23 protein-coding genes and 1 riboswitch are annotated in these 23,522 nt (G+C 73.4%); of the genes, 8 read left to right on the top strand and 15 right to left on the bottom strand.

Annotated features, from left to right (window positions below; all coding sequences use genetic code 11):
• Positions 1–121: 121 nt before the first annotated feature.
• Positions 122–1,306 (bottom strand): elongation factor Tu, encoded by a 1,185-nt coding sequence (gene tuf / locus J4709_RS44535; RefSeq protein WP_208251381.1) that lies wholly within the window; start codon positions 1,304–1,306, stop codon positions 122–124.
• Positions 1,307–1,695: 389 nt separating this feature from the next.
• On the opposite strand from tuf, the gene J4709_RS44530 reads away from it, so the two are divergent.
• A complete protein-coding gene (locus J4709_RS44530; RefSeq protein WP_208251380.1) occupies positions 1,696–2,580 on the top strand; it encodes a haloalkane dehalogenase in 885 nt (294 codons plus the stop codon).
• A gap of 11 nt (positions 2,581–2,591) precedes the next feature.
• Here the strand turns inward: J4709_RS44530 and J4709_RS44525 are convergent, their stop codons facing one another.
• On the bottom strand, positions 2,592–3,611 hold the full coding sequence (locus J4709_RS44525; RefSeq protein ID WP_208251379.1) for a sigma-70 family RNA polymerase sigma factor: 1,020 nt from the start codon (positions 3,609–3,611) through the stop codon (positions 2,592–2,594).
• A gap of 151 nt (positions 3,612–3,762) precedes the next feature.
• Between J4709_RS44525 and J4709_RS44520 the strand changes: the two genes are divergently transcribed.
• On the top strand, positions 3,763–4,332 hold the full coding sequence (locus tag J4709_RS44520; protein ID WP_208251374.1) for a dihydrofolate reductase family protein: 570 nt from the start codon (positions 3,763–3,765) through the stop codon (positions 4,330–4,332).
• On the opposite strand, the gene J4709_RS44515 is transcribed toward J4709_RS44520, so the two are convergent.
• Genes J4709_RS44515 through J4709_RS44505 form a run of 3 tightly spaced genes read right to left on the bottom strand, consistent with a single transcriptional unit; the run spans position 4,329 to position 6,481 of the window.
• Positions 4,329–4,850 (bottom strand): SRPBCC family protein, encoded by a 522-nt coding sequence (locus tag J4709_RS44515; protein WP_208251372.1) that lies wholly within the window; start codon positions 4,848–4,850, stop codon positions 4,329–4,331. The genes J4709_RS44520 and J4709_RS44515 overlap by 4 nt on opposite strands.
• Positions 4,847–5,173 (bottom strand): ArsR/SmtB family transcription factor, encoded by a 327-nt coding sequence (locus J4709_RS44510; protein ID WP_208251370.1) that lies wholly within the window; start codon positions 5,171–5,173, stop codon positions 4,847–4,849. Before J4709_RS44510 ends, J4709_RS44515 begins: the two co-directional genes overlap by 4 nt.
• 51 nt (positions 5,174–5,224) lie before the next feature.
• Positions 5,225–6,481 carry an MFS transporter gene (locus J4709_RS44505; RefSeq protein WP_208251368.1) on the bottom strand — a complete coding sequence of 419 codons (1,257 nt, stop codon included), beginning with the start codon at positions 6,479–6,481 and terminating at the stop codon, positions 5,225–5,227.
• A gap of 113 nt (positions 6,482–6,594) precedes the next feature.
• Between J4709_RS44505 and J4709_RS44500 the strand changes: the two genes are divergently transcribed.
• Complete coding sequence (locus tag J4709_RS44500) at positions 6,595–7,818, top strand: arginine deiminase (protein ID WP_208251367.1); 1,224 nt, start codon at positions 6,595–6,597, stop codon at positions 7,816–7,818.
• Between the two features lie 155 nt (positions 7,819–7,973).
• Here J4709_RS44500 and J4709_RS44495 read toward each other — a convergent pair whose 3' ends face one another.
• The 4 genes from J4709_RS44495 to J4709_RS44480 form a co-directional block, all read right to left on the bottom strand.
• Positions 7,974–8,519 carry an ATP-binding protein gene (locus J4709_RS44495; protein ID WP_307802075.1) on the bottom strand — a complete coding sequence of 182 codons (546 nt, stop codon included), beginning with the start codon at positions 8,517–8,519 and terminating at the stop codon, positions 7,974–7,976.
• Positions 8,520–8,916: 397 nt separating this feature from the next.
• On the bottom strand, positions 8,917–10,788 hold the full coding sequence (locus J4709_RS44490) for a PAS domain-containing protein (RefSeq protein ID WP_208251365.1): 1,872 nt from the start codon (positions 10,786–10,788) through the stop codon (positions 8,917–8,919).
• Between the two features lie 175 nt (positions 10,789–10,963).
• Positions 10,964–12,331, bottom strand: a complete 1,368-nt coding sequence (locus J4709_RS44485; protein ID WP_208251359.1) for a purine-cytosine permease family protein — start codon at positions 12,329–12,331, stop codon at positions 10,964–10,966.
• Positions 12,324–12,441, bottom strand: a riboswitch (TPP riboswitch). (Overlaps the previous gene by 8 nt.)
• A gap of 49 nt (positions 12,442–12,490) precedes the next feature.
• Positions 12,491–12,823 carry a rhodanese-like domain-containing protein gene (locus J4709_RS44480; RefSeq protein ID WP_372442238.1) on the bottom strand — a complete coding sequence of 111 codons (333 nt, stop codon included), beginning with the start codon at positions 12,821–12,823 and terminating at the stop codon, positions 12,491–12,493.
• A gap of 49 nt (positions 12,824–12,872) precedes the next feature.
• On the opposite strand from J4709_RS44480, the gene J4709_RS44475 reads away from it, so the two are divergent.
• Positions 12,873–13,334: an SSI family serine proteinase inhibitor gene (locus J4709_RS44475; protein WP_208251356.1), complete on the top strand. Its 462-nt coding sequence runs from the start codon at positions 12,873–12,875 to the stop codon at positions 13,332–13,334.
• Positions 13,335–13,405: 71 nt separating this feature from the next.
• On the opposite strand, the gene J4709_RS44470 is transcribed toward J4709_RS44475, so the two are convergent.
• Positions 13,406–13,669 (bottom strand): hypothetical protein, encoded by a 264-nt coding sequence (locus J4709_RS44470; protein WP_208251354.1) that lies wholly within the window; start codon positions 13,667–13,669, stop codon positions 13,406–13,408.
• Between the two features lie 325 nt (positions 13,670–13,994).
• Here J4709_RS44470 and J4709_RS44465 point away from each other — a divergent pair, with 325 nt between their 5' ends.
• Positions 13,995–14,519, top strand: a complete 525-nt coding sequence (locus tag J4709_RS44465) for a PM0498 family protein (RefSeq protein WP_208251352.1) — start codon at positions 13,995–13,997, stop codon at positions 14,517–14,519.
• Here J4709_RS44465 and J4709_RS44460 read toward each other — a convergent pair.
• Positions 14,513–14,833 (bottom strand): hypothetical protein, encoded by a 321-nt coding sequence (locus J4709_RS44460; RefSeq protein WP_232384997.1) that lies wholly within the window; start codon positions 14,831–14,833, stop codon positions 14,513–14,515. The two genes, J4709_RS44465 and J4709_RS44460, sit on opposite strands and share 7 nt — an antisense overlap.
• A gap of 60 nt (positions 14,834–14,893) precedes the next feature.
• Entirely contained in the window at positions 14,894–15,757 is an 864-nt protein-coding gene (locus J4709_RS44455) for an Fpg/Nei family DNA glycosylase (protein WP_208251345.1), read from the bottom strand.
• A gap of 426 nt (positions 15,758–16,183) precedes the next feature.
• Here J4709_RS44455 and J4709_RS44450 point away from each other — a divergent pair, with 426 nt between their 5' ends.
• From J4709_RS44450 to J4709_RS44440, 3 genes are read left to right on the top strand one after another with little or no spacing between them, the layout of a single operon-like run.
• On the top strand, positions 16,184–16,390 hold the full coding sequence (locus J4709_RS44450) for a heavy-metal-associated domain-containing protein (protein WP_173097543.1): 207 nt from the start codon (positions 16,184–16,186) through the stop codon (positions 16,388–16,390).
• Positions 16,391–16,438: 48 nt separating this feature from the next.
• A complete protein-coding gene (locus tag J4709_RS44445; RefSeq protein ID WP_208251343.1) occupies positions 16,439–17,374 on the top strand; it encodes a DUF8832 domain-containing protein in 936 nt (311 codons plus the stop codon).
• A 31-nt stretch (positions 17,375–17,405) separates the two neighbouring features.
• Positions 17,406–19,727: a heavy metal translocating P-type ATPase gene (locus J4709_RS44440; protein WP_208251334.1), complete on the top strand. Its 2,322-nt coding sequence runs from the start codon at positions 17,406–17,408 to the stop codon at positions 19,725–19,727.
• An 81-nt stretch (positions 19,728–19,808) separates the two neighbouring features.
• Here the strand turns inward: J4709_RS44440 and J4709_RS44435 are convergent, their stop codons facing one another.
• The 3 genes from J4709_RS44435 to J4709_RS44425 form a co-directional block, all read right to left on the bottom strand.
• On the bottom strand, positions 19,809–20,417 hold the full coding sequence (locus J4709_RS44435; protein WP_208251333.1) for a TenA family protein: 609 nt from the start codon (positions 20,415–20,417) through the stop codon (positions 19,809–19,811).
• Between the two features lie 266 nt (positions 20,418–20,683).
• A complete protein-coding gene (locus J4709_RS44430) occupies positions 20,684–22,810 on the bottom strand; it encodes a bifunctional polysaccharide deacetylase/glycosyltransferase family 2 protein (protein ID WP_208251330.1) in 2,127 nt (708 codons plus the stop codon).
• A gap of 2 nt (positions 22,811–22,812) precedes the next feature.
• Complete coding sequence (locus J4709_RS44425) at positions 22,813–23,433, bottom strand: hypothetical protein (protein WP_208251327.1); 621 nt, start codon at positions 23,431–23,433, stop codon at positions 22,813–22,815.
• Positions 23,434–23,522 lie beyond the last annotated feature (89 nt).

Here is a 23,522-nt window from a genome sequence, read left to right as displayed (position 1 = left end):
TCACGCTTCGGGCCGCAATTCCGGACGCCCCGAAGCAAGGACGTGATCAAGAAACGACAAGTCGACAAAAGGAGGGGCCCGGCGGGCCGTCACCGGCCCGCCGGACCCCTCCTCCGCCGCCCTAGCCGAGCAGCTCCACGACCGTCCCGGCGCCGACCGTCCGGCCGCCCTCCCGGATCGCGAACCCGAGCCCCTCGCTCATCGCGACGGGCCGGCCGAGCTCGACGGCCATCTCGACGGAGTCGCCCGGCATCGCCATGCCGCCCTCACCGCCGAGGTCCACGCCGCCGACCACGTCCGTCGTGCGGAAGTGGAACTGCGGCCGGTACCCGTGGAAGAACGGCCCGCTCCGGCCGCCCTCCGCCGCCGTCAGCACCCGGACCCGCGCCCGGAACCGGGTGTGCGGGCGGATCGCGCCCGGCGCCGCGACCACCTGGCCGCGCCGCACCTGGTCGCGCCGCACGCCGCGCAGCAGCACCGCGGTGTTGTCGCCCGCCTCGGCGTGGTCCATCGACTGGCCGAACGTCTCCAGCCCCGTCGCGACCGTGCCGAACGACTCGCCGAGCCCGACGACCTCCACCGCGTCCCCGACCCGGACCGAGCCCTGCGCCACCACGCCGGTCACGACCGTGCCGCGCCCGGTGATGGTGAGCACGCCCTCCACCGGCATGAGGAACGGCTTGTCGAGCACCCGGTCCGGTACCGGCACGTACGCGTCGATCGCGTCGAGCAGGTCGCCGATCCGGGCCGTCCAGTACGGGTCGCCCTCCAGGGCCTTCAGCCCGGACACCCGCACCACCGGCACCTCGTCGCCGGGGAACCCGTACTCGCCGAGCAGCTCGCGCACCTCCAGCTCGACGAGGTCGAGCAGCTCGGTGTCCTCGACCATGTCGGCCTTGTTCAGCGCGACGACGACGTGCCGCACGCCGACCTGGTGCGCCAGCACGATGTGCTCCCGCGTCTGCGGCATCGCGCCGTCCTGCGCCGAGACGACGAGGACCGCCCCGTCCACCTGCGCCGCCCCCGTGATCATGTTCTTCACGAAGTCGGCGTGGCCGGGCATGTCGATGTGCGCGTAATGCCTGGTCGCGGTGGAGTACTGGACGTGCGCGATGTTGATGGTGATGCCGCGGTCGCGCTCCTCGGGGGCGCGGTCGATGCCCTCGAACGGCACGGCGGACGCCAGCCCGCGCTCGGCCAGCACCTTGGTGATCGCCGCGGTGAGGGTCGTCTTGCCGTGGTCGACGTGCCCCATCGTGCCGATGTTCAGGTGCGGCTTGTCCCGCTCGTACAACTTCTTCGCCATGATCTTGCCGTCCTCACGATGATCCGAACGTGAGAACCCGCGTGGCACGGGCCCATGCCGGGCCTGCCGCGTTCGCCTGGACCACCCCCCTCCGCTGGTTCTCCGGAGGCAGGACGGAGAGGGGTCAGCGTCGGACGCCGTCGTCGACGGTCGCTGCTGCCGCTGCCGAAAGGAAGGCAGCCGGCACCGCGCTCAGCAGGCTGTCGCCTGCGAGCGTCCGGGTGCCGGCCGCGAAGAACATGCTCCGCACAGTACGGAGCACATCAGCCGAAGTCGACCGATTTTCCGCGCCGCGCTCACGCCTCTGACGGCATTGCGTTGGCATAACCAACGCTGTACTTTGTTGGCATGACCAACGTTGGTTATGCCAATGAAATGAGGAGGACGCCATGCCGGTGGTCGATGTGCTCGGGTCGACGATGTACTACGAGGAGGTCGGGGACGGGGCGCCCGTCGTGTTCCTGCACGGGAATCCCGGCTCGTCGCGCCTGTGGCGGCAGGTGCTGCCCGCGATGGGCGGGGGCGGGCGGCTGCTCGCTCCCGACCTCATCGGGATGGGCCGCTCGGGCAAGCCCGACGTGCCCTACCGGTTCGACGACCACGCCCGCTACCTGGACGCCTGGTTCGACGCGCTGGGCCTGGACGACGTCGTGCTGGTCGGCCATGACTGGGGCGGCGCGCTGGCGTTCGACCGGGCCGCGCGGCATCCCGGACGGGTGCGCGGCGTCGCCTTCTTCGAGACGATCGTCAAGCCCATGACCTGGGACGAGCTGGGCGAGGCACCGCGCGCCCGCACCGCGAAGATCCGCGGACCCGAGGGCGAGGAGCTGGTGCTCGGAACGGACTTCTTCGTGAGGACGGCGTTCACCGGCGGCGTCCTGGCCCCGCTCGCCGACGACGAGATCCGGGCCTACCTGGAGCCGTACCCCACGCCGGAGAGCCGCCGCCCGATCCTGCAGTGGGCGCGGTCGATGCCGGTCGAGGGCGAGCCCGCCGACGTGGTCGCGCGGGTCGAGGCCTACGACGAATGGCTCGCCACCAGCGACGACGTCCCGAAGCTGCTGATCACGTTCGACTCGTCCCCGACGCTGGCGATCACCCCCGAGGTGGCCGGGTGGTGCGCGGAGAACATCGCGAACCTGGAGATCGAGCACGGCGGCCCGTCCGGCCACCACGCCCCGGAGGACCGTCCGGACGTCATCGCCGCCTCGCTCACCGCCTGGGCGGACCGCCGCGCCCTGCTCGCTCCCCGGGCCGCGCCGGCGTCGCGCTGAGCCGGGCGCGGCTACTCGCGGGGCCGACGGGCGGGGAGCGAGCGCGGCAGGCCGAACGAGGGGAGCACGCCGTTCTCGAAGCGGGTCATGGCGCGGATCCGGGCGCCCGCGAGGGTGAGGACGTACAGGCCGGTCCCGTGCCGGGCCCCGGTCGGAGAGCGCAGGTAGCTGCCGAACGCCGGCTGTCCGTTGGCGCGGGTCGGCACGAGCTCGAACCTGCGGCCCGCGTCGAACAGCCCGGCGCAGAAGCCCGCCACGACGTCCCGGCCCTCGTACTCGAAGGGCAGCGGCGGCATCGACACGAACGCGTCGTCGGTCAGCAGCGCCACCAGCGCGCCGATGTCGGCGGCCTCCCAGGCGCGGACGAAGTCCGCCACGACGGCGTTCTCGGCGGGCGAGCCGGGGGCGGGCGGCGGTTCGGCGGCGGTGAGCGCGGGCCGCCGGTCCCGCAGGCCGGCGCGCGCCCGCTTGAGGGCGCTCTTGACCGAGTCGACGGTCGTGTCCAGCATCCCGGCGACCTCGTCGGCGTGGAATCCGAGGACGTCGCGCAGGACGAGGACGGCGAGCTGGCGGGGCGGCAGGGCCTGGAGCGCGGTCACGAAGGCCAGCGAGACGGACTCGGTCCGCTCGTAGCGGGCCTCGGGGCCGAGCGGCACCGGGGGCGCGCCGTCGAGCAGCGCGTCGGGGAACGGCTCCAGCCACACGATCTCGCCGAGCCGGGTCGGTTCGGGCGGCTCGACGCCCGGGATGTCCCAGGCCTTGGCCGGGCGCCGGGCGGCCGACCGGAGGGTGCTCAGGCACCGGTTCGTGGCGATCCGGTAGAGCCAGGTGCGGACCGAGGCGCGGCCGTCGAACCCGGGGAGCCCGCGCCAGGCGTCGAGGAGGGCGTCCTGGAGGGCGTCCTCGGCGTCCTGGAACGACCCGAGCATCCGGTAGCAGTGCACCTGCAGCTCCCTGCGGTGCGGCTCGGTCAGTTCGCGGAACGCCTCGCCGTCCCCGGCCCTCGCCCTCGTGATCAGGTCGGTCGCCATCCGCGTTCGCCGCCTCTCCCGCTCGTCCGTTCGCTTCCCATCCTGTACGGACGCCGGCCGCGGCCTGAAGGGGGCGCTCGGCGGCCGCCCCTTTTTCCGGCGCCGCGGCATCTCCATGGGTGAAAGCCACGACACCGATGGGAGAAGGACCATGGGAAGGATCGTCATCAGCGAGAACATCTCGCTCGACGGGGTCATCGAGCTCGGGGACGAAGGGGCGGACGGCTGGTTCGCCTGGATGCGGGACGAGGACCGCGCCGCGTGGGCGCAGGCCGAGGCGGAGGAGGCGATGGGCGCCGAGGCGCTGCTCATGGGACGGCGCAGCTACGAGTACTTCGTCGCGCAGGGCTGGCCGTCGCGGAGCGGCGCGTGGGCGGACCGGCTGCGCGACCTGCCCAAGCACGTCGTGTCCTCGACCCTGGAGGACCTCGCCTGGGAGAACACCGCGGTCATCGGCGGTGACCCCGTCCACGCGATCTCGACGCTGAAGGAGAAGGTGGACGGGGACATCGTCGTCTACGCCAGCGGCCGGCTCGTGCACGCGCTGATCGAGCACGACCTCGCCGACGAGCTGCGGCTGCTGGTCTTCCCGTTCGTCCTCGGGGCCGGCGAGCGGCTCTTCGGCGGGACGGTCGGCAAGAAGCCGATGCGGCTGGTGAGCACCCGCATGGTCGGCGACGGCCTGCCGCTCCTCACCTACGAGGCCGTCCGGGAGTCCTAGGCGCCGCCCTGGCCGGGGATCGGGGCGCCGGACGGCAGGCCCGCGGCGACGTAGGCGTCGTACTTGGCCTTCCAGGCGGGCTGCTCGGCGGCGCGGTCCTCGGCGAGGGCGTCGAGCGCGGCAAGGCAGACGTCCCAGCCGGCCGCGTTGCGGGCCGCCGTGTCGCGGGCCTCGAGCACGTTGGTGAGGACGAACCTGGTCCGGCCGCCGTCCAGCGGTTCGAGGTCGAAGTGCAGTTCGTCGCCGCCCCAGCTGAAGGCGAACCGGCGCGGCGGGTCGTAGGCGAGGACGCGGCCGGCGGACGTCGCCTCGGGCATCACGGGGTCGCCGGCGAAGGTGATCGCGCCGCCCGCGGCGGGCTCGATGGTGATCTTCGGGGACGGGAACCAGCCCGCCAGCTCGGCGGGGTCGCTGACCAGCCGCCAGACCCGTTCCACCGGATGCTCGTAGATCCGCTCGAAGCGGACGGCCGGGCGCCCGCCGACCTCGAGGTAGCTGCCGGGATCGTTGATGATCATGGTTCGTCCTCCTCGGTGGCGCGGGCGTCCAGCCGGTCGCCCAGCGCGTCCAGGCTCGCGTTCCACAACCGCCGGTACGGCGTGAGCCAGGCGTCCAGTTCCGCCATCGGGGCGGGCCGGATCGCGTACAGCCGGCGCTGCGCGTCCCGCTCGACGTCGACCAGCCCGGCCTCGCGCAGCACGCGCAGGTGCTTGGACGTGCCGGGCTGGCTGAGGCCGCATTCGCGGGCCAGGTCGCCGACCGGGCGCGGGCCGTGCAGCAGCCGGTCGAGGATGGCCCGCCGGCCGGGGTCGGCGAGCGCGTGCCAGACCGCGGTTGCCATGTCGTTCAATATGCCTCACCAGGAATATAACCGTCAAGGAATATGACGAGGTCATCGAGGACGGAGCAGGAACCAGCCGGCCCCGGCGCCCGCGAACTGCAGCCCGGCGATCGCCAGCACGATGCCGACCGGGCCGACCGCGTCCGCGCACGCGGCGGTGAGCGCCGCGCCCAGCGCGGACGCGCCGATCTTGAGGCTGCCGCCGGTGGTGTTGACCTGGCCGAGCCGGTCCGGCGGCGACTCGCGCTGGCGCAGCATCAGCGTCGCGGCGAACACCGGGCCCTCGGCGAGCCCCGCCGCGCAGAACGCGGCCATCGCCCACCCCGCCGACGGTGCCGCCGCCAGCGACGCGAGCGCGGCGCCGAACGCGACGAGCCCGCCGACCAGCACGGGTTCGGCGTGCCGGGGCGTCAGCCAGCGGCTCGACGCCAGCGACCCGAGCAGCGACCCGACGGCCATCGCCACCAGCAGCCGCCCGCCCGCGCTGGCCGGGGCGCCGACGTGCTGGGCGAGCAGCACCGCCGTCACCACGACCCCGCCGAACCCGAGCCACGCGAGCGTCGTCGCCACAGTCACCGCGCGCAGCACCCGCCCGCGCGCGAGCACGAGCAGCCCGCCGAGGATCACGTCGCCGAGGCCGGCCCGGGTGTCCTCGGTGACCTCGCCGATGTCCCGCTCGGCGAGCGCGCCCTTGCCGGTCTCGGCGACCCGTCCCGCCTCCGCGGCCACCGCGGAGCGGGCCGCGGGCGCGGGTTCCTGCGCCGGCGAAGCGGGCTCGGCGGACGGGGCGGGCTCGGCGTCCGGGCCCGCGAACGGCAGCAGCGGCAGGACGAAGAGCCCGACGACGGCGCACGCGACGACGGCCGTCCCCGCGTACATCCCGCCCGCGAACGAGGCGACGCCCGCGGCGAGGCCCGGCCCGACGATCGCGGCGACGTTGTAGCTGGACGCCTCCAGCCCGTACGCGCGCGACAGCCGGTCCGCGGGCACGAAGCGCGGGAGCAGGCCGGTCAGCGCCACGACGATCGGCTCGGTGCAGCCGATCACCGCGGCGACCGACAGCGCCAGGACCAGCGGCGACCCGCCCGCCATCGCCAGCAGCAGCCCGGTCGCGGCGGCGTAGGCGAGGGCCAGCGGGACGGCGAGGCGGCGCGGCCGCGGCAGCCGGTCCAGCGCGTTCCCGATCACCGGGCCGCTGATCACGTACGGCAGCGTCATCGCGGTCTGCAGGTAGCCGGCGGTGGCGGCGTGCCCCGTGCGGGCCTGGACGGTGAGGACGAGCGCCGTCGCGACGCCCTCGGCGGACACCCGCAGCAGTGTTGCCGCGGTCAAATGCAGCGGAAGCCCCCGTATCACCCTCGGATCGTGGCACAGGAACGGCCCGTCGGCTCCGGCGTAATGTGCCGACCTAGACTTCTGGTGTGACGCAGACAACGGGGACGGCGGCGCCGGCCGCGCACGAGCACCGGGTGACCAGCGAGGTCGGGCGGCTGCGGACGGTCCTGCTGCACCGTCCGGGCGCGGAACTGAAGCGGCTGACGCCGCGCAACAGCGACAAGCTGCTGTTCGACGCGATCCCGTGGGTGGGCCGCGCGCAGGAGGAGCACGACGCGTTCGCCGAGGCGCTGCGGGAGCGCGGCGTCGAGGTGCTGTACGTCACCGAGCTGCTGCAGGACGCGCTGGAGTACGAGGGGGCGCGCGAGCAGGCGATCGCCGACGCGATCGTCGACCTGCGGCTCGGCGACCAGCTGCGCCGCGTCGTCGAGGGGTACCTGCGCGACCTCGACCCCGAGGACCTGGCGCAGACGCTGGTCGCGGGCCTGGCGCACGAGGAGCTGAAGTCGGGGCACGGCCTGGTGTACCGGCTGATGGACCGGCTCGACTTCATCGTGGATCCGCTGCCGAGCCTGCTGTTCACCCGCGACAGCAGCGTCTGGATCGGCGACCGGGTGGCGGTGACGAGCCTGGCGACGGACGCGCGGCGCCGGGAGTCGCAGCTCACCGGGCTGATCTACGCGCACCATCCGCGCTTCGACGGGGTGGAGCCGGTGTACTCGCCGGGGCTGGAGCACCTGGAGGGCGGCGACGTGCTGTTGCTCAGCCCGGGCGTGGTCGCGGTCGGGACGGGCGAGCGGACGACCCCGGCGGGCGTGGAGCGGCTGGCCCGGCAGGTGATCGGGGCGGGGCTCGCGCACACGGTGCTGGCGGTGCCGGTCGCGCAGGAGCGGGCGACCATGCACCTGGACACGGTGTGCACGATGGTCGACGTCGACACCGTGGTCATGTACCCGCCGGTCGCGCACTCGCTGACCGCGTACACGGTGACGCTGGACGACGGCGGCCTGCGGGTCGCCGGGCCGCGCCCGTTCCTGGAGGCGGCGGCGGACGCGATGGGCCTGGACCGGCTCAAGGTGATCGACACGGGCCTCGACCCGGTGACCGCCGAGCGCGAGCAGTGGGACGACGGGAACAACACCCTCGCCGTCGCGCCCCGGCTGTGCGTTGCCTACGAGCGCAACATCGAGACGAACGCGCAACTGGAGGCGTCGGGGATCGAGGTCATCCGGATCACCGGCAGCGAGCTCGGGACGGGGCGCGGCGGCCCGCGCTGCATGTCCTGCCCGATCCTGCGCGACGCCCCCTGACCTGCGGCTCAGCGGCGCTGAGCTGCGGAGACGGAACGCGAAGGGCCCCGGCGCGATGCCGGGGCCCTTCTCACGTTGGCGCTCGGGCGGTGTCGACGGGGGCACGACAGCGCCCGAGCTTGTTGAGGACCATACAAGGTGCGCGCGTGGTCCTTCTAGGCGGGGTATGCCCTACTTGGGGCCACTCCATTCCTCGTTCCGTCGTAGAGGTCGTCCTCCGGTTCGTCCAGCAGGTCCGGGAAGTCGGCGAGGTCGGGCACGACGCCGTTGGAGTGCGCCGGCGAGACCGCCTCGTCGCCGCCGGACGAGTGGCGGGTGCGCAGCACGGCCCACACGGTGGTGGCGCCGTCATCGTGCCGGACGCCCCAGCCCTCCGAGAGGGCCTCGACGATGCCGAGGCCGCGCCCGCCGAGCGAGGACAGCGTGCCCGGGCCGCGCCGCGGCTCGGTCATCGCGCCCCCGTCGCTGACCTCCAGTTCCAGGACGTCGCCCCGGCAGAGCCAGCAGACCTTGACCTGCCCGGAGGGCAGCGGCCTGGCGTGCCGCAGGGCGTTGCTGATCAGCTCGCTGACGATCACGCTGGCGTCGTCCACGATGGACTCGTAGACCCCCGAGGCGGCCAGCTCCGAGCTGAGGCGCTTGCGGGCGACCGCGACGCTGGACGGCGCGTGTGGCAGCAGTACGACGCTCGACGCCCTCACCTCCCCGTGGTTCCGCTGTCTCGGACGAGTCCCGTCACCGCTCTTCCGGTACGACCGAAATGCCCTGATGACATGGGCCGGAAACCTGAGCGATTCAGTTTGCCACCTGCACAACGAGTCACCGGCCCTCCGGTCACGGTGATCACCCCCGTCCGCGGTGTCGACGTCCGGTGCCGGCGGTGATCCCGTCACGACCGGCGACCACCCCTGGATCTATCCAGCCGGCGGACGGGTTACTCCTCGCGCGCGCGTTTCGTCCGTCACACCCGGTGGCCACCGTACTTTCCCGCACGGGGCAACACTGCCACCAGTCGAGACCGCGCAAACCGGGTGCCACATCGGACTCACCCGGCCGCATCCGGACCGCTGTCCTCACGGTAAGTGACCGACCGGGCGGTCATTCGGCCGGCAGCACCAGCCGCATGCGGGTGCCCGGCCGGCCGGCCTTGCCCGGATGCGCCGAGATCGCCCCGCCCTGCGCCTCCGTCAGCCGCTTCACGATGTAGAGCCCGAGGCCGATCCCGCCGAACCGGCGCCGGTCCCCCGCCTCGCCCTGCACGAACCGCTCGAAGATCCGCTCGTGGTCGCCGGGCCGGATGCCGATCCCCTCGTCCTCGACCGTCACCGCGATCCCGGACGCGCCGGACTTCGCGTGCACCCGGACCGTCCCGCCGTCCGGGCTGTACTTGAACGCGTTCTCCAGCAGCTGCCCGAGCACGATGTCGGTCGCCATCGCGTCGCCCCGGCATTGCGGCAGCTCCGGCTCGATCTCCAGCTCCACCTGGTGCAGCGGCGACAGCGAACGGAACCCCGCGACGACGCCCTCCAGCACCCTGGCCAGGTCGAACGGCTCGATCGTCACGGTCAGCTCGTCGGCGCCCGCGCGGGAGCCGAGCAGCAGGTGCTCCACCAGCCGGCCGAGCGACTGGGCGCGCTCGGCGATCGTCGCGACGGCGGCGCGGCGGTCCAGGTCGGCCAGCTCGTCCCACCGGTTGACCAGCGTGGACGCGAACCCCTGCACGACCGTGATCGGGGTGCGCAGCTCGTGGCTGGTGGTGGCGAGGAACAGGTCCTTGGCCTCCTCCAGCGCCTTCGCCTCCGTCACGTCGCGGAAGTCGACGACCAGCTCGCCGGTCTCCTCGATCTCGGCGGCCAGCACGTTCAGCCACACCCCGGACTCCAGCGGGAACGTCAGCATCTCGCCGAGCGCGGGCATGGCGAACGGCAGCGGCCGCCCGATCGCGTCCTCCGGCGGGATGCCGGTGAGGGTGTGCGCGGCCGGGTTCCACTGCCGGACGACGAGGTCGTGGTCGAGCACCGCGATGCCGTCCGCGCTGGAGTCGATCACCGCGCGCTCGTGCGCCCGCTGCCGGACGACCTCCGCGTAGGCGACGGCGTTGCCGACCGCGACGCCCGCGTGCCCGGCGAGCAGCTCCAGCAGCTCCAGCTCGGTGTGCCCGATCTTGCGTCCGGAGAACAGCGCGTACAGCGCCCCGTACGGGCGGTTCTGCAGGTAGGACAGGCCGAGCGCGACGGTGTGCAGGCCCGGCAGCTCGGACCAGATCAGGTCGCCGAGCCGCTGCTCGCCCGTCGCGAGCTTCACCGTCTTGCCGGACCGCAGCAGCTCCCCGACCAGGCTCGGCCGCAGCTCCGCGGTCCGGCCGCGCAGGTGCTCCGGCAGCCCCGACGTGCTGACCAGCCGCAGCCGCTCGCCCTCGATGCGGACGAAGCCGCCCGCGTCCGCGCCGGTCAGCTCGATCAGCGCGGTCGTGATCCGGTCGAGCACCACGGCCAGGTCCAGCTCGGCGTTCAGGTCGGCGACGATGTCGTTCAGCCGCCGCACGAGCCGCGCCCGCTCCGTCATGTGGTGCTGGACGATCTCGTCGTCCTCCGCCGGGTGGTACACCCCCACCCAGCCGAGCGGCGTGCCCGCCGGGTCCTTCAGCAGGCTCGTGTCGATCCGCACGTCGATCAGCCGGCCGTCCCGGTGGAACCGGCGGGTCGCGATCGAGATCTGCCCGCTCTCGCCCTCCCCGGCGCGCCGGGTGAGCAGCCGCTCCTGCACCGCGTTGTGCTCGGCCTTCAGCTCATCCGGGACGATCGGCGGGACGCGCCCGACCATCTCCGCGGCGCTCCATCCGAACATCCGCTCGGCGGCCGGGTTCCACACGGTGACGCGGTGCTTCTGGTCGACGGCCACGATCGCGTCGGCGGCGCTCTCGATGACGGCGCGCGCGATCGGGTCGTGGACGTGCTGCACGTCTGTCATCGTGCCACCGGACCCCGGCACGGCGCCGGGCGATCGGCGCCGAAAAGTTCCCACCAGACGTCCCCGGCGAACGGAGGAACGCCACTTCAGCGGCCTGAGGGCCTCGGGATCGCCCATGTGCACGATGCCTTTCCGGCGGGCGCGGCGCATCCGTCGGCGCGCGGCTCCGGCAACCCTACCGCCGGGTAATACCGCGGCCGCGGGCGGCGCCCGCCCAGCCGATCAGCAGCGTCGCGGCCCCCGCGACCAGGAACGACAGCAGCGACGCGCTCATCCAGCTCTGCGGCGTGAAGTGCAGCGCGTCCTGCACGTGCCGCCACACGTCCGCCCACCGGCGCACCGTGCCGGGGTTGATCAGCTGGTAGGCGGCGAAGCCGACCGCCCACGCCGCGATCATGCTCCACCGCGACGGCGCCGTACGGCTCGCATCCCAGCCCGCGCGCCCCCGGCCGAGGAAGAAGTCCGCCGCGAGGACGCCCAGCATCGGCACGAACACCGACCCGATCAGTGACAGGAAACCGGCGTAGTCGTTGATGTCCAGCGCCAGCGCCAGCACCGTGATCCCCACGCCCAGCGCCACCGACAGGACGCGCCGGTCCGCGCGCGGCACCAGGTTCTGGATCGACACCGCGGTGGAGTACACGTTCGCGAACGACTGGTCCGCCTCCCGCAGCACGAACACCGCGAAGAACACCGCACCCAGCGCGACGTGCAGGAACGGGTCGAACACCCGGTCGGTGTCGCCGCCGACGAGCGCCAGCGCCAGCAGCCCCAGCACGTACGCGATGATCTGGGTGACCGAATACCCGACGGACGCCGCCCCGAAAGCCCCCCGGGCGCTCTTCGCGTGCCGCGTGTAGTCGGCCGCCACCGGCACCCACGAGATCGACACCGCCAGCGCCGCGTCCGCGCCGACCCAGAACCCGCCCCACGACCCGTGGTTCAGATCCGGCAGCGGCTGCCGCACCAGCTGGACGTAGAAGTACACCAGCGCCACGATCACCGCGACCGTCACGTACCGGCGCAGCAGCCGCACCGACCCGAGCGGCCAGATCGTCAGCACCGTCGTGATCGCCCCGGCCGCGACCACGTACCCCCAGCGCGGCACCCCGTCCCACAGCTCCCGCGCCGCGTCCGCGATCACGATCAGCTCGAACGTCCCCCAGCCGATCAGCTGCGCGATGTTCAGCACCGTCGGGACGTACGACAACCGCGCCCCGAACAGGCCCCTGAGCAGCACCATCGCCGGCTGGCCCGTCTTCGCGCCGGGCGCCGCGGCCAGGCCCAGCATCAGCCCGCCCAGCACCGTCCCGACGATCATCGCGACGATCCCCGCCGCGATCGCCAGCGTCGGCTTCCCGTCCGCGTCCGGCGCGAGCACGGTGTACGCGCCGGAGAACGCCAGCAGGCTCACCCCGAGGTTCGCCCAGAACGCGCTCTGGTCCCAGAAGCCCAGCACCTTCGGCGCCGGCTCGTCCAGCGTGTACGGGACCTCGTTCCGCGGACGCTCGTCCGCAAGGGTCTTCTCGACGTCGGACGCCACGGGCCACACTCCCTACGCCGGCATTACCCGGACAGGTTCATGCGGTCGGCGGCGCCCTGAAGGCCGCCCTCTCAGCCCGGCTTATGGCCCGAGCTCCCGCGGGTATCGGTCGGCACCGATCGTACAACCGCCCGCAACCCCCACAAAGGGCGCAAACGGTTAAGCCACGTAAGGCTCGCCGTCCCCGCCGTTCTCCATCGGCCGGCCCGCCTCGGCCCAGCCCTTCATCCCGCCGTCCACGTTCTTCGCCAGCCAGCCCGCCTGGTTCAGCGCCACCGTCACCTGCGCCGACCGCGCCCCCGACCGGCAGATGACGAAGATCTCCCGGTCCCGCGGGACCTCCCCGGCCCGGTCGCCCAGCTGCCCCATCGGAATGTGGACGGCCTCCGGCGCGTGCCCCGCGTCCCACTCGTCCTGTTCGCGCACGTCCAGCAGGTAGCCGCCCTGCGGAACGTCGGCGGCGACCACCGCCGGAACCTCGTCCCCGAAAATCATCACACCCCCATGGAACCGCGCGATGCCCCCCTGCGTCGAATCACGCATGCGGTATCGGACGCTCATCCTCGCCGCGCCCGGGCTCGCCACGGTCCTGTCTCTGGCCGCCTGCGGCGACGAACACGCCAAGACCCTTCCCGCCGAGGGCCCTTCGGGCACCGCCACGGTCCGTCCTTCCGGATCCCCGGCCGACGACCTCACCATCCGGATCCGGGCCTCGGCCCAGGCCCCCGCCAAGACCTACACGCTGACCTGCGACCCCGCTGGCGGCGACCACCCGAAGGCCGCCGACGCCTGCGCCGCCCTCACCAAGGCCAAGGACCCCTTCGCACCCGTCCCCAAGGACCGGATGTGCACCGACATCTACGGCGGCCCCGAGGTCGCCACGGTGAAGGGCACCTGGCAGGGCAAGCCCGTCGACACCACCTTCAAGCGCAACGACGGCTGCCAGCTCCACCGCTGGACCGCGATCGCCCCCGTCTTCGGCGCCGTCCCCAAGGTCCGCTGACCCGTCCGCGCCTGTGCGGTCACGGGCGCGGCCGGAGGCAGGGCTCGAAGATCCAGCCCGGGCACCCGGATTCAGGTGTCGATCCTGGCCGCGCCGATCCCGCACGTGTCCGTGCCGGTGACGGCGTGGACGGGCACGCACGCCCCGGTGACCGGCTGCCGGACGTCGTTGATCGACTCGAACCGGACGCCGGTGTCGAAGCCGGGAAGCGGATGGACCCGCACGGGCGCCCCCACCGGGACATAGACGCATCCCCCCGGGGCGGCCTTCGGCGCCGGCCGGCCTGACTCGCGGGCGGCGTAGACCAGCACCATCACCGCAAGCAGCGCGATCACCACAAGCACCCCCCACCCGCCGCCCAGCGCACCCCGCCACCGCGCCCTCCCCGGCACGTGTGGCGCGGTCGAGGCATCCAGAGGAGCGAGCGGGGACGCCGGTACGGGCGCCAGAGCCGCAGGTTCCGCGACCACGGGCTGCTCTGCGGGCGGACGGAGGCTCGGGACGGGGCGACGCGCCTCGTCGAGCCTGTCCCACGCATCCGCCCAGGCCCGCAACTCCTGGTCGGGGACGTTCAAGGCGCGCAGGATCGCCTCGTAGACGTCGGGCGGCGCAAGACTCCGGGGCCGCGTCCGTTGGCGGCGGGCTGCCACCATGGGCGGCGTGCTCTCGCTGCAGATGAACGACGCCGCCCTCGACCTGCTGCAGGGCTCGGCGGCCGCCGAGCCGCCGGGCGGCCTCGCCACCGGGCTCCAGGACCGGATCCGCACCGGCATCACCCGCCGCGGACGCATCCTGACCTGGGCGGACTCGATCGCGAACGCGGCGGGCGCGCCGGGGATCTTCCCAGACCTCACGGCGTGGGAGTGCGCCGACACCTCGTTCCATCTGGAGGACTCCGTCGACGTGGCGGTCGACGTCACCGACGGCGTCCCCGCCATCTCCGAGGACGGCCAGCGGATGCTGCTCCAGCAGGGCGTCGCGTTCGCCCTGGAGTTCGCGCGGCTCGTCCGCGCGCTCGACCCGCCCGCCGCGGTCCGCTGCATCCTGGGCGCCAACGAGACCAACGCGACCTTCCGGTTCCACCAGATCAGGCCGGACGAGCGCTGGCACAACCCGAACCTCGACCGCTACCTCGACGACAAACTGATCGTGGTCGACGTCCAGCCGGCGGCGCCCGGTCAGTGAAGGTCGTCCAGGACGAACGGGGGGCCTGGCTGTGAGGGCTGCCAGCCTCGTTGGAGGGCGGTGTTGATCGCCGCGGCGACCGTGCGAGGCAGGACCGGCGTCGCGGGCAGCCCCAACCAGTTGCTCGGGTGGGCGCACCGCATGGAGACCACCAGCAGCGCCCCTGGCTCTGCGGCCCGTTCCGCGGCGAAGGTCAGCGGAGTCCAGCCGAGCGCCTGGTCGTAGGTGGGCCTGCCACGGACCTTCCACCTGAATTCGAGCCCGGCGACGGTGATCCGTCGTGATCCTTTCTTCGCCATCGCCACGCCTGTCATCTTTGCAGCCTGCTGGGTGGGTTGACGTGCGCGGCCTGCGCGAACTCCCGCTGGCCTTGGCTATTTGAGGAGGCGGGACATGCGGCGGTCGGCGAGGGGCTTGCCGGCGGTCTGGCAGGTGGGGCAGTACTGGAGGGCGGAGTCGGCGAAGGAGACCTCGCGGATCGTGTCGCCGCAGACCGGGCATTCCTGGCCCTTGCGGCCGTGGACGCGGAGGCCGGTCTTCTTCTCGCCCTTGAGGTCCTGGGCCTCCAGGCCGCGGGAGCGGTCGACGGCGTCGCGGAGAGTGGTGACGATCGACGAGTGGAGGGTGACGACGTCGTCGTCGGTGAGGGTGGCGGCGATCTTGAAGGGGGACATCTTGGCCGCGTGCAGGACCTCGTCGGAGTAGGCGTTGCCGATGCCGGCGACGACGCTCTGGTCGCGGAGCAGGCCCTTGATCTGCGTGCGCTTGCCCGCGACGATCTCGCGGAGCCGGTCGGTGGTGAACGACTCGTCGAGGGGGTCGGGGCCGAGGGAGGCGACGCCGGGCACCTGGTCCGGGTCGCGGACGACGTAGACCGCGAGGCCCTTCTTCGTCCCGGCCTCGGTGAGGTCGAAGCCGGAGCCGTCGTCGAGGTGGACGCGGAGGGCGAGCGGGTTCTTGCCGCCGGGGCGGGCGGGCCGGGACGGGATCTCGTCGCGCCAGCGGAGCCAGCCGGCGCGGGCCAGGTGGATCACCAGGTGGATGCCGTCGACGTCCAGGTCGAGGAACTTGCCGTGCCGGGACGCGCCGGTGACGGTCAGGCCGGCCAGTGCGGTGACCGGCGGGTCGTAGGTCTTGAGCGCGGAGATCGCGAGGACGTCGACGCGGGCGACGGCATGGCCGACGACGCGTTCGCGCAGGAACGCCGTCAGCGCCTCCACCTCGGGCAACTCGGGCATCGGACCTCCACTCGCCGGCCGTGACCCCTCCAAGGTAAACGCTCCGGCAGCGGTGCGGCGGACCTGCGCAACGGGCCCCCCGACGGGCGCGGATCGCGAGAACATCGAGGGGGCGGCGCCCCGCGTCCGGCGACACCCCAGAGCTGTCCACAGGGCTGGGGAAGCTTGTGGAAAACCTTGTGCATGACGCGAGAGTCGGCGCGCGGGCGGGGCGCCCCGGGGTGAATACCTCGACGAATATCGACAAATCGCCGTGCGGCGGGCCATGTGGACCGCTGAACAGGGTGTGGATAACTCCGTGCGACCGGCTGTGACCCGGATCTCGAAATAACCCCTAGGGGGTACCGGTTGTGCGAGGTGTTCGGGTTGTGGCACGATGAGGCCACAGAGATACCCCCAGGGGGTACTAATGAGGGAGGACGAGAGATGAGCACCGCCACCTACACCGTCACCGGGATGACCTGCGGCCACTGCGTCGCCTCCGTCACCGAGGAGGTCGAGCAGGTCGCCGGCGTCACCGCCGTCGCCGTCGACCTGCCGACCGGACGGGTGACCGTCACCAGCGAGGCCCCCGTCGACGACGCCCTGATCAAGGGCGCCGTCGAGGAGGCGGGATACGCCCTGCAGGCATGACGCCTGCGCCCTGAGGACCAGGGCCCCAGACGAGTGGAGTGAAGGACCATGAACAACGCGACCAAGCTGAGCGCCTACGTGGCGGCGCTGGCCGTCGTCTTCGGCGGAGCCGCCGTCGTCGGCACCGTGACCGGGCCGGTCGGCAAGGCCGACGACGGCGGGCACGGCGGCGGGCACGGCGCGCACGGATCCCACGGCGGGACGGCGGCGGGCCCGGCGCTCCCCGGCGGGCTGCAGGTCAGCCAGGACGGCTACACCCTGCACCCGCGGACGGCGACGGTCCGGCCCGGCGAGCGGACCGACTTCCGGTTCACCATCGACGGCCCGGACGGCAGGCCCGTGACCGGGTTCACGCCGCTGCACGGCAAGCGGCTGCACCTGATCATCGCGCGGCGCGACCTGTCCGGCTTCCAGCACCTGCACCCGACCGAGGTCGGCGGCGGCGTGTGGACGGTCCCGATCGTGCTGCCGCAGGCGGGCGCGTACCGGTTCTTCACCGACGTCCAGCCGGACGGGGCGAAGGAGGCGCTGACGCTGGGCGTCGACGTCACCGCGCCCGGCGACTACCAGCCCGTCGCGCTGCCGGGGCCCGAGCAGGTCGCGAAGGTCGACGGCTACGAGGTGAGGCTGGCCGGCGCGCTGGCCCCGGGCAAGTCGAGCAAGCTGACGCTGTCGGTGAGCAAGGACGGCGCGCCGGTCACGGACCTGGAGCCGTACCTGGAGGCCTACGGCCACCTGGTCGCGCTGCGGCAGGGCGACCTGGCCTACCTGCACGTCCACCCGGACGGGGAGCCGGGCGACGGCAGGACGAAGCCGGGCCCCGACATCACCTTCTACGCCGAGGCCCCCAGCGCGGGGACGTACCGGCTCTACCTGGACTTCCAGCACGGCGGCAAGGTCCGCACGGCGGAGTTCACCGTGACGGCGGGGCCGTCGTCGGGGCCGGTGGAGCAGGGCGAGGGCCACGGCGAGCACACCCACTGACATCCCGTACGGTCGAAGCGAAGGAGGAGCGATGACCACCGGCGCCGTGCCAGAAGCGGAATCCGGGCGGATCGAGCTGGCGATCGGCGGGATGACGTGCGCGTCGTGCGCCAACCGCATCGAACGCAAGCTGAACAAGCTCGAGGGCGTCACCGCGACGGTCAACTACGCCACCGAGAAGGCGAAGGTCGAGTTCCCGGCGGGGGTGTCCCCGGAGGAGCTGGTCGCCACGGTGGAGGCGGCGGGCTACACCGCCGAGCTGCCGGCCCCGCCCAAGAGCGACGGCGAGGGCGGCGCGGGCGAGGAGCCCGACGACGGGCTGCGCACGCTGCGGCAGCGGCTGGTCATGTCGGTCGTGCTGTCGGTCCCGGTCATCGCGATGGCGATGGTCCCGGCGCTGCAGTTCGACAACTGGCAGTGGCTGTCGCTGACGCTGGCGTCGCCGGTCGTCGTCTACGCGGGCTGGCCGTTCCACAAGGCCGCGTGGACGAACCTGCGGCACGGCGCCGCGACGATGGACACCCTGGTGTCGGTCGGTACGCTCGCCGCGTTCGGCTGGTCGCTGTGGGCGCTGTTCTTCGGCACCGCCGGCGAGACCGGCCTCAAGCACGGGTTCGAGTTCTCCATGACCCGCTCGGACGGGTCGATGAACATCTACCTGGAGGCCGCGTCCGGGGTCATCGCGTTCATCCTCGCGGGCCGCTACTTCGAGGCGCGCTCCAAGCGCCGCGCGGGCGCCGCCCTGAAGGCGCTGCTGGAGCTCGGCGCCAAGGAGGTGTCGGTCGTCCGGGACGGGCGCGAGGAGCTCATCCCGGTCGAGAAGCTGGCGGTGGACGACGTGTTCGTCGTCCGTCCGGGCGAGAAGATCGCGACGGACGGCGTGGTGACCGAGGGGTCGTCGGCGGTGGACGCGTCGCTGCTGACCGGCGAGTCGGTCCCGGTGGAGGTCGCGCCGGGCGACGCGGTGGTCGGCGCGACGGTGAACGCCGGCGGGCGGCTGCTGGTCCGCGCCACGCGGGTCGGCGCCGACACCCAGCTCGCGCAGATGGCGCGGCTGGTGGAGGACGCGCAGACCGGCAAGGCGCAGGTGCAGCGGCTCGCCGACCGGATCTCCGGGATCTTCGTCCCGGTGGTGATCGCGCTGGCCGTCGCCACGCTGGGCTTCTGGGTCGGCACGGGCGGCGGCCTGGCCGGGGCGTTCACCGCGGCGGTCGCGGTGCTGATCATCGCCTGCCCGTGCGCGCTCGGCCTGGCCACCCCGACCGCCCTCATGGTCGGGACGGGGCGCGGCGCGCAGCTCGGCATCCTGATCAAGGGCCCGGAGGTGCTGGAGTCGACCCGCGCGATCGACACGGTCGTGCTGGACAAGACCGGCACCGTCACCACCGGCCGGATGGCGCTGGTGGACGTGCACACCGCCGACGGGGTCGACGAGGCGGAGGTGCTGCGGCTGGCGGGAGCGCTGGAGAACGCGTCCGAGCACCCGATCGCGCAGGCCATCGCCAAGGGCGCGGCCGAGCGGGCCGGGACCCTGGGGACGGTCGAGGACTTCGCCAACGTCGAGGGCCTGGGCGTCCAGGGGATCGTCGACGGGCACGGCGTCCTGGTCGGCCGGCCGCAGCTGCTGGCGGAGTGGTCGCAGCACCTGACCGCCGGGCTGGAGCGGGCGATGTCGCAGGCGCAGGCGCTCGGCCGCACCGCCGTCGCGGTCGGCTGGGACGGCGAGGCCCGCGCGGTGATCACCGTCGCGGACCAGGTCAAGCCGACCTCGGCGGAGGCGATCGGGCAGCTGCGTGCGCTCGGGCTGCGGCCCGTGCTGCTCACCGGCGACAGCGAGACCGTCGCCCGCACGGTCGCCGACGCGGTCGGGATCGACGAGGTCATCGCCGAGGTCCTGCCGCAGGACAAGGTGGACGTCGTCAAGCGGCTCCAGGGCGAGGGGCGGACGGTCGCGATGGTCGGCGACGGCGTCAACGACGCCGCCGCGCTCGCCCAGGCCGACCTCGGCCTGGCGATGGGCACCGGCACGGACGTGGCGATCGAGGCGTCCGACCTGACCCTGGTCCGCGGCGACCTGCGGGCCGCGGCGGACGCGATCCGGCTGTCGCGGCGCACGCTCCGCACGATCAAGGGCAACCTGTTCTGGGCGTTCGCCTACAACGTGGCGGCGCTGCCGCTGGCGGCGACCGGGCTGCTCAACCCGATGATCGCGGGCGGCGCGATGGCGTTCTCGTCGGTCTTCGTGGTCAGTAACAGCCTGCGGCTCCGCCGGTTCAAGGCGCTGAACGGCGACACCGCGCCGGCGCCGGCGGCCGCGGCCCCGGCCCGTCCGGAGGTCCCGGCCCCGCGTTGACACACGGGCGGCGAGCGCCGCGGTCCCGCACTCCGGGGCCGCGGCGCTCGCTGTTTCATGTGAAACCCCCGCGCGGGCGGGCTAGAGCGGGACGTCCCAGAAGGCGAGTTCGTGGCGCATGCCCTCAAGGAACAGGTGTTCCGCGCGGGCGGGGTCGGCGCCGGACTCGTCGATCATCTGGGCGATGCGGCCGGTCAGCTCGGCGAAGCCGGGGTCGGCGTAGGTGTCGACCCAGCGGCGGTAGCGCGGCTCCGCCGGCGGGTCCTCGGCGAGCCGGGTGCCGAGCGTCGAGTAGCCCCACATGCACGGGTACAGGGCGGCGAGGCCGTCGCCGTAGGAGGCGGCGCTGTCCAGCAGGAACGCCGTGTAGGCGGCGCAGGGCGGGCCCTTGCGGGCGCCGTCGAGGTCGGCGCCGAACTCCGCGGACAGCGACCGGTGCAGGTCCAGCTCGTCGTGGTACGTCGCGTGCGCCAGGTCGACGAGGTCGCCGAGGTGCGCGGACGGGGCCTGCCAGGCGAGCCGGGAGAACACCCGGACGTAGTCGTGCAGGAAGAGGTAGTCCTGTTCGAGCCAGGAGCGGAAGACCGCCTCGTCGAGGTCGCCGCGGGCGATGCCGGCGACGGTGGGGTGCTTCAGCTGCTCCTCGACCAGCGGGCGGCCGAGGTCCTCCAGGCGGGCGGCGAGACTCATGCTGGCAAGTCTGGCATTTCCCCGGACACGACCATCCCGGACGCCCCTCCCCGGACAGACCAGGGCCCCGCCGGGTCTTGCGGCCCGGCGGGGCCCTGGTCAAGCACCGGTGTGCGGGTCGCCTCTCGGCGAAAGGCTCAACACGGCTCCAGCCGAACGGTATTCCGTGAAGGCTATAGGTGAGGCCCGGGGACACCAGGCACACCGGCTGTCTTGTGTAACCGATGGGACCCCCGGGATTGTTCCCGCCCGGCGGCCGAGATCCGTCAGCCGGTGGACGCGGGCTGCGGAGGGACGTCGGAGAACGTGCCGGTGCGGCGGATCGTGTGCCAGCCGAGCCGGGACCCCAGCAGCGCCGTGACCACCGACTGGACGACGACCAGGTACATGAGCTGCCGGTATACGAACTGCTGGAGCGGCAGCGCCCACAGCGGGCGGATGCGCTCGCCGTCCAGCCACAGCGCGTACGCGCCCGCGGCGGTCTGCGCGGCCGTGAACCCGGCCCACAGCAGGATCGGCTCCAGCGGGTTCAGGAAGATCAGGCCGAACAGCGCGAACAGGTCGACGGCGGGCGCGAACAGCGGCAGCAGCACCTGGAAAACCGCCAGGTAGGTGAGGCAGCGGCGGCCGAACCGGCCGGACGCGCCGCCCTCGATCAGCGACCGGCGGTGCTTCCACATCGCCTGCATCGTCCCGTAGCACCAGCGGTACCGCTGCCGCCACAGCTGCCGCAGCGACGACGGCGCCTCCGTCCAGGCGATCGCCTTCTCCTCGTAGACGACGCGGTGGCCGGAGCGGCAGATCACCATGGTGAGGTCGGTGTCCTCGGCGAGGGTGTCGGAGGGCACGCCGCCGACCCGCGCCAGCACCGGGCGGCGGAACGCGCCGATCGCGCCCGGGACGGTCGGCATGCACTGCAGCACGTCGAACATCCGGCGGTCGAGGTTGAAGCCGATCACGTACTCGATGTGCTGCCAGCGGCCGAGGAGCCCGCCCCGGTTGGCGACCTTGGTGTTACCGCTCACCGCCCCGACCCGCGGGTCGGCGAGCGGCGCGACGAGGTGCCGGAGGGTGTCGCGCTGGAACACGGTGTCGCCGTCCACCAGCACGAGGATCTCGGTGCGCGCCGCGGCCGCGCCCGCGTTCAGGGCGCTCGGCTTGCCGCCGTTGGGCTTGCGCAGCAGCCGGACGCCCGGCAGCGCGAGCCCCTCGACGATCGCGGCGGTGCGGTCGGCGGACCCGTCGTCCACCACGATCACCTCGAACGCGCCCGGATAGTCGGTGTCGAGCAGCGAGCGGACCGTCGCCGCGATCCCGGCCTCCTCGTTGTAGGCGGGGACGATGACGGAGAGGTCCGGGTACGGCCCGGGCGGCACCGGGCGGTCCGGTGGCCGCCGGACCCGCCGGACGTGCACGTGCGCGAAGAAAAGCAGCAGCACGAGCCTCAGCACGTACAGCACCCCGGCCGCGCCGAACAGCACGCCCAGCCAGCCGGTGAGCGAGGACGCGGTCCGCTGCGCGGCGACCAGCGTCCAGCCGATCGCCTTCTCCCGGCCCGGGACGGCGATGTCGGCGGCGGGCATCCGCATCGCCTGCGACAGCGTGGTGAAGCGGTAGCCGCGCGGCTGGAGCCGGTCGATGATCTGCTCGACGGCCGCGACGGTCTCGGCCCGGTCGCCGCCCGCGTCGTGCAGCATGACGACGGCGCCCTGGCCGCGCCGCTCGGCCGCGAGCGCGGTCTCGACGATCTTCTCGGTGCCGGGCCGCTGCCAGTCCTCGGTGTCGCGGTCGGTGAGGACGACGACGTACCCGTCCTTGCCCGCCCGCTCGGCCGCCCGCCATTCCGGCGCGGTCAGGCCGTCCGGGACCGACGAGTACGGCATCCGCATCAGCCGGGTGTGGACGCCCGCCGCGCCCGCCAGCGCCCGCTGCGTGAGGTCGAGCTCCAGGCGCGCGCGCCAGGCCGGGGCGGTGGCGAGGTCGACGTGCGTGTAGGTGTGCGAGCCGATCTCGTTGCCCTCGCGCAGGATGCGGCGGGTCAGGCCCGGGTTCTCGGCGATGTGCGCGCCGACCGCGAAGAACGTGCCGTGCGCGCCGTGCCGGCGCAGCACGTCGAGGATCCGCGGCGTCCATTTAGGGTCGGGGCCGTCGTCGAAGGTCAGCGCGATCGTCTTGGCCGGGGTGCGCAGCGAGTGCGGTGTCCCGCCCGCCAGGTTGAGCACCGGGCCGCCGGAGGTGATCTGGGACGGCGCGGGGACGGGGTGCGCCGGGTCCTTGCGCGGCGCCTCGCCGACCGCGCCGTGCGCGTAGCCGTCCAGCAGCAGCAGGACGGTCAGGGCCAGGCCGCCGAGCAGCAGCAGGATCCAGTGGCCCCGCGGTTCGCCTCGCCGCATCCTCAGGCCGGCTTCTTCGTGTGCCCCCAGGCGGGCGGGCTCGCGTGGGAGTTGCCCGGACGGCTCGTGGTCGCGGCCGTCGTCGGTGCGGCGCCGGGCGCGGTCGAGGCGGACGGCGCAGGCGTCGCGGGGGCCGCCGTCGACGCCGGCTTCGACGACGCGGAGGGCACCTTGGGCGACGTCCCCGACGGGGCGGTGCGAGGACTCCGGCTGGGCGCCTCGCTACGGCGCTCACCCTCCGGACCCGCCTTCCCAGCGCGCGCGCCGGCCGGCTGGTGCCCGCCCACACGAGGGTGCGTGGACGGAGCGTTCCATGGCGTTCCCGGCACCGCGGCGCCCGTCGCCGCCCCGACGCCCAGCGCGCCGAGGAAGACCACGAGCAGCGCGCCCGCCGCCAGGCCGATCCGCCGGGCCAGCCGGTGCCGCCGCCCGGTCATGTCCACGAACACCGGCGCCCCGCCGGGCACGCCGGCCTCAGCGAGCGCGGCGGAGCCGATCTCGTCCGGGGACGGGGCGTGCGCCGCAGGCCCGGCGTGGCCCGGTACGGCGTGGCCCGGTGCGGCGCCGGGCCCCTCGTCCGGACCGTGCCGGTGTGCAGGCAAATCGCGGATCATCGCGTCCATCACTTCGCATCAGGAGACGAACTCCGCGCGCTCGGGCGGCGCGGCCGTTCAGAACGGTCAGCGCCGAGCGGCGAGGACATGTCACACCA

This window comes from Actinomadura violacea, from assembly GCF_017573465.1.
GTDB classification, from domain to species: Bacteria; Actinomycetota; Actinomycetes; order Streptosporangiales; family Streptosporangiaceae; genus Spirillospora; species Spirillospora violacea.
The sequence above is the reverse complement of the archived record's forward strand: the minus strand, read 5'-3'. Positions and strand labels throughout refer to the sequence as shown.